At 59.5% G+C, this 12,674-nt stretch carries 12 protein-coding genes and 2 pseudogenes; 3 read left to right on the forward strand and 11 right to left on the reverse strand.

All coding sequences use genetic code 11. The features are described 5' to 3' along the window. Positions 1-127: 127 nt before the first annotated feature. A pseudogene (locus OCW50_RS25860) lies at positions 128-355 on the reverse strand (IS6 family transposase); the annotation flags it as partial. 132 nt (positions 356-487) lie between these two features. Between OCW50_RS25860 and OCW50_RS33660 the strand changes: the two are divergent. Continuing rightward, positions 488-703, forward strand: a complete 216-nt coding sequence (locus tag OCW50_RS33660; RefSeq protein ID WP_262299541.1) for a VOC family protein — start codon at positions 488-490, stop codon at positions 701-703. 474 nt (positions 704-1,177) lie between these two features. Here OCW50_RS33660 and OCW50_RS25870 read toward each other — a convergent pair whose 3' ends face one another. The 4 genes and pseudogenes from OCW50_RS25870 to OCW50_RS25885 form a co-directional block, all read right to left on the reverse strand. Beyond that, a complete protein-coding gene (locus OCW50_RS25870; protein ID WP_262299542.1) occupies positions 1,178-1,321 on the reverse strand; it encodes a hypothetical protein in 144 nt (47 codons plus the stop codon). Positions 1,322-1,348: 27 nt separating this feature from the next. Next, complete coding sequence (locus OCW50_RS25875) at positions 1,349-1,765, reverse strand: organic hydroperoxide resistance protein (protein ID WP_262299543.1); 417 nt, start codon at positions 1,763-1,765, stop codon at positions 1,349-1,351. 160 nt (positions 1,766-1,925) lie between these two features. Next, positions 1,926-2,288: pseudogene (locus tag OCW50_RS25880) on the reverse strand (ATP-binding protein); the annotation flags it as partial. A 61-nt stretch (positions 2,289-2,349) separates the two neighbouring features. Then, positions 2,350-3,051 carry an IS6 family transposase gene (locus tag OCW50_RS25885; protein WP_262265784.1) on the reverse strand — a complete coding sequence of 234 codons (702 nt, stop codon included), beginning with the start codon at positions 3,049-3,051 and terminating at the stop codon, positions 2,350-2,352. A gap of 537 nt (positions 3,052-3,588) precedes the next feature. Between OCW50_RS25885 and OCW50_RS25890 the strand changes: the two genes are divergently transcribed. Then, positions 3,589-5,352: an adenylate/guanylate cyclase domain-containing protein gene (locus OCW50_RS25890; RefSeq protein ID WP_262299544.1), complete on the forward strand. Its 1,764-nt coding sequence runs from the start codon at positions 3,589-3,591 to the stop codon at positions 5,350-5,352. Positions 5,353-5,389: 37 nt separating this feature from the next. Here the strand turns inward: OCW50_RS25890 and OCW50_RS25895 are convergent, their stop codons facing one another. The 6 genes from OCW50_RS25895 to OCW50_RS25920 all read right to left on the reverse strand — a co-directional run bounded on the left by OCW50_RS25895 (position 5,390) and on the right by OCW50_RS25920 (position 11,171). Further along, positions 5,390-5,905 carry a hypothetical protein gene (locus tag OCW50_RS25895; RefSeq protein WP_262299545.1) on the reverse strand — a complete coding sequence of 172 codons (516 nt, stop codon included), beginning with the start codon at positions 5,903-5,905 and terminating at the stop codon, positions 5,390-5,392. A 26-nt stretch (positions 5,906-5,931) separates the two neighbouring features. Further along, positions 5,932-6,429, reverse strand: a complete 498-nt coding sequence (locus OCW50_RS25900; RefSeq protein ID WP_262299546.1) for a hypothetical protein — start codon at positions 6,427-6,429, stop codon at positions 5,932-5,934. A 311-nt stretch (positions 6,430-6,740) separates the two neighbouring features. Beyond that, positions 6,741-7,853: an alpha-hydroxy acid oxidase gene (locus OCW50_RS25905; protein WP_262299547.1), complete on the reverse strand. Its 1,113-nt coding sequence runs from the start codon at positions 7,851-7,853 to the stop codon at positions 6,741-6,743. 129 nt (positions 7,854-7,982) lie between these two features. Then, positions 7,983-8,336, reverse strand: coding sequence for a RidA family protein (locus OCW50_RS25910; RefSeq protein ID WP_262299548.1), 354 nt, complete (start codon positions 8,334-8,336; stop codon positions 7,983-7,985). A gap of 31 nt (positions 8,337-8,367) precedes the next feature. After that, complete coding sequence (locus OCW50_RS25915; protein WP_262299549.1) at positions 8,368-9,474, reverse strand: NAD(P)/FAD-dependent oxidoreductase; 1,107 nt, start codon at positions 9,472-9,474, stop codon at positions 8,368-8,370. 125 nt (positions 9,475-9,599) lie between these two features. After that, positions 9,600-11,171, reverse strand: a complete 1,572-nt coding sequence (locus OCW50_RS25920) for an ABC transporter substrate-binding protein (RefSeq protein ID WP_262299550.1) — start codon at positions 11,169-11,171, stop codon at positions 9,600-9,602. Between the two features lie 284 nt (positions 11,172-11,455). On the opposite strand from OCW50_RS25920, the gene OCW50_RS25925 reads away from it, so the two are divergent. After that, positions 11,456-12,349, forward strand: a complete 894-nt coding sequence (locus OCW50_RS25925) for a LysR substrate-binding domain-containing protein (RefSeq protein WP_262299551.1) — start codon at positions 11,456-11,458, stop codon at positions 12,347-12,349. The last annotated feature ends 325 nt before the right edge of the window (positions 12,350-12,674 follow it).

Raw genomic sequence — 12,674 nt, forward strand, 5'->3', positions numbered from 1 at the left:
CGATCTCAGCTGGGGCGCGTGGTGAGGCCGGGCGCACCATCTACATCGCAGACTTCTGTCTTATGTCTCATTCGAGCTATCCCGGCCTCATGCTGTGGGAATGACCCGCAACGCCCATCAAATACAAGGTCTCGTCGACGTGCCACCTGCCAGTGACGGCTCGCTTGCGTGCATTGAAGCGCTTCAGAAGTTCGGGCGAGTACCGGACAACCCATCTGTGAATGGTCGCGTGATCGACGGAGATCCCCCGCTCGGCCATCATCTCCTCCAAATTTCGGAGGCTGAGGTTGTAAGCCAGATACCACCGGACGCAGAGCAGGATCACCGACCGGTCAAAATGCCTGCCTTTGAACACCGTGTCCTCCACTACTGTGACCAACGTCCCAGTAGCTGAAACTCTGAGACAAAAAGTTTGCGACGGATCCATGAGTTCTGCCACTAAGGCCGAGGCCTTTCAGGCGGTAACTTAAAACAGAGCATCACCCATGTGGCACTTGTCGTCCGGAATCGCGGCGAAGCGATCGACTTTTATGTCAACAAGCTGCGCTTCGAGTTGGTGGAGGACACATATCAGCCCGAACAGGACAAACGCAGTGTTGTCGTTCACCCGCCGGGGAGGGCACGGCCCCCTGCTTCTGGCGCGCATCAACATCCAGTCGCTCCGGCAACAGGCGGCCAACTGTCTATCAAAGACCGCGAGTAAGACATACTGAGATGCGGCCGTGCAGGCTCGTTAGAGCCTGAAAGGATCTGTGAGGAGTTGCCGGACCGCGTTCTAGTGTAGGCTTGGGAAGGAGCACCCTTGGAGTAGGAAAACTCCTACCTGTGCTCGTCCTGTTCACCGACAACTGGGATGCAGCAACTGCCGCACTGGAGCAGCAACATGTCCGGCTTGTCGGCAGAACGGGTCGGTGGAGATTGGTAACTCGGGTGCCAGATGGGACTGCGTCAGCGCAGTCGAAAGTGACAAGAGAACTTCGCCAGTTTTCGCCTGAAAATATGCTCAATCGGCTGTGTCCTTAGGGAAACTTGTTGGCCTTACGGCGGCATTTTTTGAAGCAGCTTCCACCAACAATGTAGCAGCGGACGAAGGAGGCTGCTGTCTGCGGCAGCGCCTCATTCAGCGTTTTACCTATTCACGGAAGCCTTTTCCATAAACTATGGCCTACCTAGGTCATCATTTGGAATTGCTGTACCGTGGCAGGCCTGTTGACATTGCGAAGAGGCCTGCGAGCGGCGATGGCTCTGCTGAGCTTATGTCATAGGCACAAGGTACCGCAAGAATGCCGAGCGCAAGCATACCGGCGATGATGCGCTTCATCGAAACCTCCATTGATGGGAGTACCGCTCACGCGACATTCAGTTCTACATCGATGTTACCCCGTGTCGCCTTGGAATAGGGGCAGGTTTGATGGGCTTCTTCGATGAGCTCCCGGGCCAGTTCCCTATCGAGGCCCGGCAGGCTGACATTCAAACGGGCTTGCAGAAAATAGGCGCCATCCGTCGTGCCGAGGTCGACCTCCGTATCGACAGCAGTGTCCGCAGGGAGGCTCAACTTGCGCCTGCCCGCAGCAAGACCCATTGCGCCGATGAAGCAGGCTGACCAACCGGCCGCGAAGAGCTGTTCGGGATTGGTGCCCGGCGTGGCTGTGCCCGGAGGACACAGCTTGACATTGAGCTGTGCATCATCACTGCGCGCAAAACCGTCGCGCCCGCCGGTCGTGTGGGTCTTTCCGGTGTAAAGAACCTTTTCGATCGTCGTCATGGAACACTCCTTTGTTCCGTCGCTCACAGCGACATCCAGTGACAGAGAGTGATATGGATGGTCGACGTATCGGGCATATTTCTGGAAACGCCAGAAGTGTATCAAAGCGTAGCAACGAGCTGGTGAGAGATCGTCCCGTACAAGGTGCCAGGATCTCCCGTCAACGAAGGGTCACTTCAGCCACCAGCCCGCCATCGACACGATTATAGATCCGAACCGAAGCGTCGATTGTCTTCGCCAGCTGCTGGGCAATGGCAAGCCCAAGCCCTGTTCCGCCGGTCTCGCGGTTACGGGACGGCTCCAGCCGGACGAAGGGCTGCATGGCGGCTTCCAGCTTGTCTTCCGGTATACCCGGCCCACGGTCCAGTACCTTGATGACAGCGCATCCATCTCTTCGCTCAACGCCGATTTCGGCGCTGCCAGCAAATTTCAGGGCATTGTCAATGAAGTTCGTTAGAATACGACGCAGCGCATGCGGCTTGGTCACGATCGTGCCCTGCACAGCACCGAGGACGGTGACCGCCTAGCGTTGTCACATTAACTGACAGCGGGCGCATCGAGGCAAACTCGGTCACCTGACGAGCTCATGCAGCAACGCTGGTTGCAAACTTCCACTCCGCCATGGCGGTGAGGCGGTGAAGGTGGATAGAAAGGGCAGAGCGGCGGGAACGGGGCGGCACAATGAGGTTGCGAACCGCCGAGAAGACGCTGACGAACCTCTGTAGCCCTCCCGTTGATCGAAAGCCCTGCATTGCCCGCTCTCGTCGGCGCAGCGGCAGATGCGAATTCTCTGCCCGGTTGTTAAGGCCTTTGTGCGAGCGATGCTCGACCGCTGGCATGATCTGGCGCCGGGCAGCCGCGTAGGAGCCCAGCTGATCGGTGATCATTCGCCGGGGCGGACAGCCTTGCTTCTTCAACAGGCGCCTCAGTAACCGCTTAGCGGCTTTTGTATCACGTCGCGGCTGGACCATCTCATCGAGCACGTAGCCATTCTGATCGACAGCCCGCCACAACCAGTGCTTCCGGCCAGCGATGGTGATCACGACCTCGTCGAGATGCCAGATGTCGCGCCTGCTCGGCCTCTTGCGTCTGAGGCGGCGGGCATAGTCCGGCCCGAACTTCAGCGCCCAGCGCCGGACTGTCTCATAGGAGACGAGAATGCCGCGCTCCAGGAGCATCTCCTCGACCAACCGCAGGCTCAACGGGAACCTGAAATACAGCCATACCGCGTGGGCAATGATCTCAGGTGGAAAGCGGTGGCGCTTGTAGCTGACGAGTTTGGTCATGCCAGGCGATCTATACGCTTCGGCCTCATAGTCGGGTTAATGTGACATCACCCTCGCAAGGCGTCGCTGGATCAAAATCCAGATCTTCTTGGCTTGCATGACCGATGCCAGCAGAAACAGCATGACGACCGGATACAGGACCGGAACCACGAAAAATATACCAGCCCATCTGCGGGCTTTGCGCTCATAGAGCGAAACGATTGGGGCCGCGCCTCGCATTCGGCCGCCTCTACGAGTGGCTAGCGCACGAGTCGGACGATGCCACTCGGCCCCGGTGACTATGTCTTCAGGTGGGAGGTCACGGTACGCCGCCTGCATTCCGTCCCCTCGACATCGCTCGAGATGGACGTGCATCCCAAGCGCCTGCGCAAGCTCCCGCCCCCGGCTCGGCCGTCGAGTAGGAACTTCGTCCGACGGCATCGCGATGGGAGTGGTGCGGCCGAGCTTGTCAGCCGTGCCACCAGCTAGCTCGAATGAAGTCTAGGCACCGTTTCTCGCGCCACGTAGTATCCCGCCTCAGAACACGCTGAGGGTCAGATGGGTTCACAGGAGGTAAAGGTCAGCCGCCGGCTGGCAGCCATCTTCGCCGCGGACGTGGCAGCCTACTCGCGGCACATGGAACAGGACGAGGCTGGTACCATCCAGAGCTTGACCGCTCACCGTGAGGTGATGGATCGGCTCATTGCGGAGCACGGAGGCCGGATCGCCAATACCGCAGGCGACAGTGTCCTTGCTGAGTTTCCCAGCGCGGTCGACGCTGTCCGCTGCGCCATTCAGGTGCAGGAGGCTCTCGCGGCCGCAAACCTGGCCAATCCTGAGGAAAGACAACTCCAGTTCCGGATCGGACTGCATGTCGGCGACGTGATGCGACGGGACGGCGACCTGTTGGGGGCCGGGGTCAATATCGCGTCCCGGCTCGAAAGCATTGCCGAACCAGGTGGCATATGCCTCTCGGAAGTTACCTATGGGCATGTGCGAAAAAACCTGCCTCTCACCTATTCCGATCTCGGGCCACAGAGGATCAAGAACATGGAGGAGCCGATCCGGGCGTATGCCCTAAAGGCATCCTTGTTCGCCCGAGTCGGGGTAGAGGCCACCAAGCCGCCTCCCCTACCTGAGAGGCCCTCGATTGCTGTCATGCCCTTCACTAACATGAGCGGCGACCCTGAGCAGGAGTACTTTGCCGATGGGATGGCCGAGGACATCATCACGGGCCTCGCGCGTCTGAAGTGGCTGTTCGTCATCGCTCGCAACTCAACTTTCACTTATAAGGGCAAGGCGGTGGATGTCCGTCAGGTGGCACGGGATCTTGGAGTTCGCTATGTGCTCGAAGGAAGTGTCAGGGCCTCTGGCAGGCGCATCCGCATCACCGGACAGTTGATCGACGCCGAAACAGGCAAGCACATCTGGGCCGAGAAGTACGATCGGCAATTGGATGACATTTTTGCCGTGCAGGACGAGATCACGGAAAGTGTCGTGGCCGCAATCGAGCCGCATATCTACGCCGAGGAAGGCTTCCGCGCACAAAGCAAACCACCTGAAAGTCTGGATGCTTGGGGCTTCGTCATTCGAGCCCTGTCTCTCGTCTTCAGGGTCAGTCGCAGTGGGAACGCTGAGGCTCAAAGGCTGGCCCGCGAAGCCATCCTTCTCGATCCCAGCTATGCCAGGGCTTACGCTGTGCTCGCCTGGGCGGTGATGTGGCAAGGGCACTGCTTTTGGTCAGAGGATGCCCAGGCCTCGTACAGTGAAGCCCTGCAGTACGCCGAGAAATCCATCTCACTCGACACGTCCGAGCCGTGGGGACGCACCACCCTGTGCCACATCCTGAGTGCGAGGGGGCAGCACGAGCAGGCGCTTCACGAGGCCGGGGTGGCCCTGCGCCTCAATCCAAATTTTGCCCTTGCCCATACGATCTACGGATGGGCGCTTCTCCGTTCCGGCCGATTTGAGGAAGCTGTGGCCGAAACCGGGAAGGCGCTCCGCATCAGCCCGAACGACGACTTTGCAGGCTTCTACTCCGCCATCCACGGGCTGACTCTGCTTGGCGCACAGAGGTTTGAGGAAGCGCTTCCCCATATCCGCAGGTCGGTCTCGTCGATGCCGGAATTCTTTGGGAACTGGCGCACGCTTGCGAGTTGCTGTGGCCACCTCGGCTTGACGGATGAGGCGCGAGCGGCTGTTGCGCGGGCGGAAACGATCAGGCCGGGGATAACGCTGGCCATGGCGCGTAAGCATTTATGGGACTACGCCCACCGCGACATCTTCGTGGAAGGTCTGAGAAAGGCTGGGGTGCCTGAATGACGCGGGAGGTAACGGCACTTCTGCTCGCGCTGCAAACCTAGTTCCAGTAAGGCATCGTCACCTTCATCGCATTCGGGAACTTCGCGTTCATGAGCGGCTCCGCTCCCCCGAAAATGAGGCGCCTCCGAAACGCCGGTGGCGTTTCAACGATCTCGATGTCGCGAGCGGTTCCAAATTCGGTGCTGAAATAGGGCATCTTACCTCCCATGAAGGCCTCCTCCTGTGTCCACTCGGGAATCAGGAGGTTCCATCTCTGTGCAACATGCTCCCCAATTGCCCCGATCCAGGTGTCGTTTTTCCAATCCCCGGTCGGGATGGGAGTGGGATCGAGCATGACCTGTCGTGCAGCCCTGCTCTCCTCGGCGAAGAATGCCTCCATGAATGTGTACATGGCGCATCCGTACCAGTCGGGGTGACCCCTGATAGCGTCAGCCACGTCCCTTAGCGATCTCGGCTCCCGCTCAAAGGGCGGTCCAAGGCCAAAGAATCTGATGGCCTCCTCAAACTGCCAGACCTTCCTATCCACCTCCCGTTCGTGATCGCTGTAACTCACAGGCCGACTCTCGAGGTAGGGCGTGATCATCCCCGGAGGCGCTTGCCTGTCCTGATGCCATGGCGGGCAGCGATCTGGATCGCAGGCTCCATGTCCTGAAACGTCATTCCGTCCATCGGGCGTAACGTGGCCAGGAAAACCATCGGGATCATGAGTTGGGGCGGCGCCGAAACAACCCTCAGGCCCGGCTTCTCCCAAGAAGGATACATTCCGGATGGGAAGCCGCCTTCCCTGGCGATGCCGTCGCCGATGAGCCTTGGGAGAAGGCGTTCCGGCCAACCCTCCACAAGCTTGAGGTTGTTGCCTGCCCAGTCGCAGGCCTGCCGGATGGGCCCGTTCTTGCCGTCGAGGGAGATATCGATTTCTATCTTCGTGCCGTCGTCCCTCCAACCGTAGCGCAGCAGGAACGCGCTCCCCGAGCAGATCATGATCTCACCCAGGATCCTTTTCCCGCGGAGGTCTTCCCCTACGAGATCGAGCACCCTGCGGAGGGTGTCTGGATCGACAAGTGGTGAAACCGACATCGCTGGATATCCTGTCATGGCCGATCCCGGCAGAGATAGGGCGGTCGCAGGAGCGGGGACAAGACCTTGCCTTAGTCGGAAAACCTAAGTGCGGATGCGCGTGGGGCCTTCCGACCGAAGCTGGAGGATCAGGGTACTAGCGCTCCCTCGGGAGACTGGGATGCAGCGCCGCCGAATGGTCCGGATTGGATCAGGTACAGTCCGCAAGTGTTGCCGTGTGAAGGTCCGCTTACCCTCCAACTGCGTGCCCTCGGCCTACTTCGGCTTCGTGCCAGATCCAGACCTCCCGCTTGCGAGTTGTGAAGGCTTCCTTAGAGAGCCACATCGGCGAGAGGACGGTACAGAACTGCTTCGCAGATATCCTCAACTTGAGAGCAACCCAAATGGCCTAATGTTGTCCAGAATTCGCGATGCAGAAGTTCGAGCGTTCGACGTACTCCGTACTCTCCATCGGCCGCGAGACCAAGCGCAATCAGGCGGCCAAGGGCAACCGCATCCGCGCCCAGTGCGAGGGCTGTAACAACATCACTGCCCCGACGGATGCCCGAGTCGAAGATGATCGGTATTTCTCGTCCCACTGACTTGCGGATGGACGGCAAGACGTCCAAGGCTGCGGGCGTCCGGTCAACCGTGCGGCCACCATAGTTTGAGACATAAAGTCCAACCGCACCGGCTTCGAGTGCCGCGTGAGCGTCCCTAACGCTCGTGACACCCTTGACGATGCACGGGAGAGGCGCACGCGCGATAGCGCGCGCGGCTTTCTGCCAGTTCCAGCGCGGCTGCGTGAATTCTAGAAGTTCGACAAGGGCGGCTGGATCGGATCGTCCCGGCCCGAAGTTGGCAGGACCCTTCTCCCCACGAATGGAAAAGCGATCTTCCATCATCCGCTCCCGCCATTGCCTGATGGGGGAATATGTGACGCAGATGTATTTATAACCGGCGTTCTTGGCTCGCTCCATGAGATCAACGACGGCATCCTCATCGCCGACGAACGTCATCTGGAATATCGAGGCTACGGAGGAAGCTGCCGCGATATCTTCAAGCGGGAACGATGCGGCAACCGGCACCATCTGCTGAATGCCGACTGCTTCTGCCGCCCGCCCGATGGCAAGGTGTCCGTCAGGATGGAAGACCGCCTCTCCCCCAAATGGGGCTATGAAGGCGGGAAAGCTCAGCTCAAATCCCAGAACGTTCGTCCGGGTACCGGGATTGTCGATCCCGGCGAAGAGAGGAGCAACGAAGCGGTAACGGTCGAATGCTGCCGTGTTGTCCCTAAGGGTGACCTCGTCGCCAGTGCCGCACCAGAGATAATTCCATTCGACTTCCGACAAGTGCCGCTGAGCGTCGCGGTGGACCCCGCGTAAAGTCGTGTACTTCTCATTGGTCGAGTAGCGATCATCAATTCGGCTGGTCTTTTCTGCCATGCCTGGTGTCCTATGGCTCGTGTGGGATCGTGACGGCAGTCCTTAATCGATGCCCCTCAGAGAAATTGGCTGCGGACACAGGCAAAAGCCCGACAGCCAAGTCCCATTACGGAATTGACCGAAGCCCCGTCATCGTGCCGCGGTGATGATCACTTCAATCAGGCGATTGGGATCGCCGAGACTTGCAACACCGATCGTGGCTCGTGATGGGAGGTCATCCTCGGGAATCCATTCGAGCCAGGCCTTGTTCATCTCTTCCTTTTGCGCCATGTCGCTCAAATAGATCCGTGCTGCGAGGATCTTGGTCTTGTCGGAGCCGAGTTCGGCCAGGAACGTATCGAGTTTGGCGCAGACTTCCCGAGTCTGGTCCGCCATTCCCTGCGACAGGTCATTGGCGGCATGCCCTCCGAAGTAGAGCACTCCGTTGTGTTCCACGGCGCCGTGCATGATCTTGTGCTTCCGGTGACGGATGATGTCGGTCATTGGATGTCCTTTGGTTTGAATGGAGTGTGGTTCACGCCGAGGCGGGTGCGTAGGGCGCGGTGTCGGTGTCCGGCTTCTCGCCCATGCAGATCTGGGCGAGTAGGCGTCCGGCATAAGGCCCAATGGTCAGGCCGGCGGCTCCGAGGCCGTTGCCGACGATCAGTCCCTCCATGCCGGCGACACGTCCGAGGATGGGTTTGTGACCGTCGCCCGCGGGCCTGAAGCCGATCCGCGTTTCGATGATGGTCGCCGACGCAAGGCCGGGCGCGATTGCGAGCCCCGCATTGAGCACCTCGGCCTGGCCACTGGCCGTGACCCGATAATCGAATCCGGTGTTGTCCTCCCGCGTTGCGCCGATCACGACACGGGAATCGTCGAAGGCCAGCATGTAGTGACTGGTCATTGGAAGCAGCACGGGCCACGAGCGCGTTTCGATGCCCGACAGGCGCAGATGAACGATCTGGCCCCTTTGCGGGCGGACGGGATGCTCCAACCCGAGCGGCCGCAGGATCTGCGAGGCCCAGGCGCCCGCCGTGACGACTATCTCGTCCGCCTCAATCGGGCTTCCATCGCTGCGAATCCCGTATGCCTTGCCGTCCCGCAACTCGAGCGACACATGATCGTGACGGAGAACGGCTCCCGCCGCGATGGCTGCACGGGTCATGGCAGCGGCGAGAAGCCTGCCATCAACCCGTGAGCCGCCAGGAATGTAGATGCCATCGAGATCCTCTCGCAAGGGCGGGAACAGCCGCTTCGCTTCGGCGGCCGAGACGCGCCGCACGTCCCCGGCCTCGGGTGCATGGGCGATCCGGGACTGGATCCGCTGATCCGCGGCTTCCAGTTCAGTCCGATCCTCGGCCACGACAAGCGCTCCGACGCGCCCGTATCCGAGATCGGCTTCTCCGCGCCGCGTCAGCCCCTCGACGAGATTCGCGTAGTACTGCGCTCCGGCCGCGTAGAGAGCGTACCATTCCGGATCGGTGACCTTCGTGGCCCAGGGACAGACAATCCCCGCCCCAGCCAGGGTCGCCTTGCCCTGATGGACTTCATCGATCACCTCGACTTCAATGCCATTCACGGCAAGATGATAGGCGACACTGGATCCGAGAATCCCCGCGCCGATCACGACAACACGCATCTTCAAGCTCCGCATGAAGGAAATGGGCCGTGCGCCGACTTCTGAAACATGGCCCAAACGTCAATAAAATCGACGGGGAGGAACCCTTGAGTCCTCCCCGCCCGGCTCTTAAAAATCGGATCCGATCAGGGCACCGTTACGCCCGAGAAGCGGCTCGTTCCGAACACGGCTGGCACGAAGCCTGAAACCGATTTGCTGACGGCGAGCAGCGCCGAGGAGCTACCGAACAGGATAGCCGGCACCTCGTCGTTGAAGACGACTTGCGCCTGCTTGTAGAGATCCGTGCGCTGGCCTTGGTCGGTGATCTGTCCGGCCCGGGAAATCAGGTCATTGAACGTAGCGTTGCACCACGAGCCAATATTCGACGGGCTTGGTTTGCCCTGCGAATTGCAGGTGAAGTAGTTGTTCGGGATCTGGCTCGGATCCGGGAAGTCCCATATGCCTCCAAACATGGCAGTCTTGGCCTCTCCTAGGCGTGCGCGCTTGACGTACTCGCCCCATTCGTAGGTCACGATTTCTGCCTTGATGCCTACCTTAGCCCAGTCGGCTTGGATCAGTTCAGCCGCGCGGCGGCCATTCGGCATGTAAGGACGTGTGACGGGAAGCGCCCAGATCTGCGTCTCGAAGCCGTTGGGATATCCCGCCTCGGCAAGCAGAGCCTTCGCCTTTTCGATGTTGTACGAGTGGCCCTTCAGATCGGCATTGCTCCCCCAGAGAGCCGCTGGGATGAGCGCGCCTGTCACTGCGCCCGTGCCATCGAAGACGTTATCGACAAGGCCTTTCATGTTGATGGCATGCGCAAGTGCCTGACGGACGCGCTTATCCTGGAACGGCTTCTCCTTGAAGTTGAAGGCAAGGAACCCCGAGGATGCGACCGGCGTTTCAACAAGGTTGAGCTTGGCGCTGGTCCTGATCACCTCTCGGTCGGCCGGACTGGGCGCATTGGCAATGTGGCACTCCCCCGCTTGCGCGCGCTGCAGGCGAACCGGTGCATCCACCGTGATTGGCATGATAAGATCGTCGACCTTCGGTGTCCGTGAGGGGTCTTTCACCCTCTCCCCCCAGGTATCGTGGAAGGCCTTGAACCGTACGGCTGCATTCGTCTGATAGACCTGCAACTGGAACGGCCCTGTCCCGATCGGCTGCAGATCGAATTGTTCAGGCGTTCCGGCCTTGAGCAACTGATCGGCATATTCGGACGAGAGGATGACCAGAGATTGGTGAGACAGGATCCCGATGAAGGGCGCCAACGGTTCCTTGAGCGTGAACGCAACCGTATGGTCGTCGATCTTCTTCACGGAGATCAGAACGTCCGCGAGCTTAGTATTGAATGTAATGTAGTTTCCGCCGTTGACTTTGGCATAGGGATGATCGGCCTTCATCATGCGCTCAAAGCTGAAGACCACATCGTCTGCATTGAACTCACGTGACGGCTTGAACGCCTTGTTGGACTGCCATTTCACCCCGCTCCTCAACTTGAACGTATAGGTCTTGCCATCCTCGGAGATCGACCAGCTTTCGGCGAGGCTCGGCTCGAGTTCCGAACCACCAGCCTTGACCGAGACAAGCTGATCGTAGATCTGCCCCGTCACGATGCTCGTGGTCGCGTTGCTGGTCAGTTGCGGGTTGAAGGTCTCCGGGCTTCCTTCGATGCAAACGACGAGACTGCTGCTCAAAGCAGGTGACGCAGCCGACATCAAGATCGCCAACGCTCCCGCGGAAACTACTGATTTCATCACGCTCAATCCCCTTGGTTATTGTTGCCGCGGACACATAGTTTCCAAATGCTGATCTTCAGACGGGTCTCGCGCGGGCCGCCTCAGGAGAGGTTGGTGTTCGTTGTCGCCAGGCCCATCCAGCGGCATGAGGTCTACAACTCTTAAAGGATTAAAAGTGCTGATAATATGATTGTCAAATTGCTTTTCTGCTGTTCATTATAACCGAACGTCATGATCTAGAATTACATAGATAGGGCAGTGTGGTGAACATCAGGCAGATTGAAGCCTTCCATGCCTTCATGGAAACAGGCTCTGTCACGCACGCAGGCGAGAGGCTCGGCATCTCACAGCCCGCCGTCAGCAAGCTACTCAAGAGCTTCGGTGAAAGCTGCGGTTTTAAGCTCTTCATGCGCAGTAATGGACGCCTGGTTCCAACGCTGGAGGCGCGCCTCGTGGCGGCAGAGGTCGAGAAGCTGATCGCCGGCACGGAGCGGATCGAGCGTGTGGCAGCGGCGGTGCGGAACCGCGAGTGGGGTCAGGTCACGATCGCGGCCCTCCCGGCTCTGGCCTCTCGCTATCTGCCGCGGGCCCTTTCGCCGTTCCTGGCTGAACAGCGGGATCTGCGTTTGACGCTTCAAAGCCGGGCCTCCCCGCGCATCGCGGAACTTGTCATGGCGCGACAGGTCGATATCGGCCTCAGCATCCTTCCCTTCGACCATCCGGACGTGACGGCCGAGGCTGTCGTCAGATTCGATCTCATGTGCTTTCTGCCAGCACAGCATCAGCTAGCTGAGAAAGCCACAATCGGAGTGGAGGATTTGCGGAACGAGTCCTTCATCTCCCTGGAGCGGGACGACTGTTCCCTGATGACAATCGATCGGGCCTTCCAGATGCGTGGCGTCCAAAAGCGCAATCAGATCGAGGTGCCTATGTCCGAGACGGCATGCAGTTTCGTCGCCAACGGCATCGGCGTCTCGATTCTCCCACCCTTCGTCGGAATGGACTACCCATCGGATCAGTTGGTTCGTCGTCGATTGCTCCCCAAGACCTCGATGGATATCTGGCTTCTGACATCCAGCCGACGCCCGTTATCCCTTGCCGCACAGCAGCTCGTTGAATTCATCCGCGCCGCCTTGGTACAATTCCAACAGTTATGACCTGCGGCATCAATTGAGCAGCAAGCGGCTCACCGTGGAGCGCGATCCCCCATATGGAATGGCGGGAGAGTGTGCGAAGCGGCCTTGGTTTCGAGCCTCTGCCTGCGCGGAGCATCGTCACCTCGGATATGTTTCAGTCTGGCGTAAGGCACCTCAATTCCTGGAGCGGCGGCTGTTAAGGTCAGCGCGGGGTCATCCTCTGCTGGTCCCCTGACCCTGAAGAATGTCCGATGCTCCCTGCGAGAGCAGGCCTTGGGTCTCCTTCCGAGAGGTGCCACTATGCGATCTTAACGGCTTGCGTTCATTTATTGGATCGAGCCTGCCC

Origin of the sequence: Microvirga sesbaniae (assembly GCF_025460805.1) — a bacterium.
Lineage (GTDB): Bacteria > Pseudomonadota > Alphaproteobacteria > Rhizobiales > Beijerinckiaceae > Microvirga > Microvirga sesbaniae.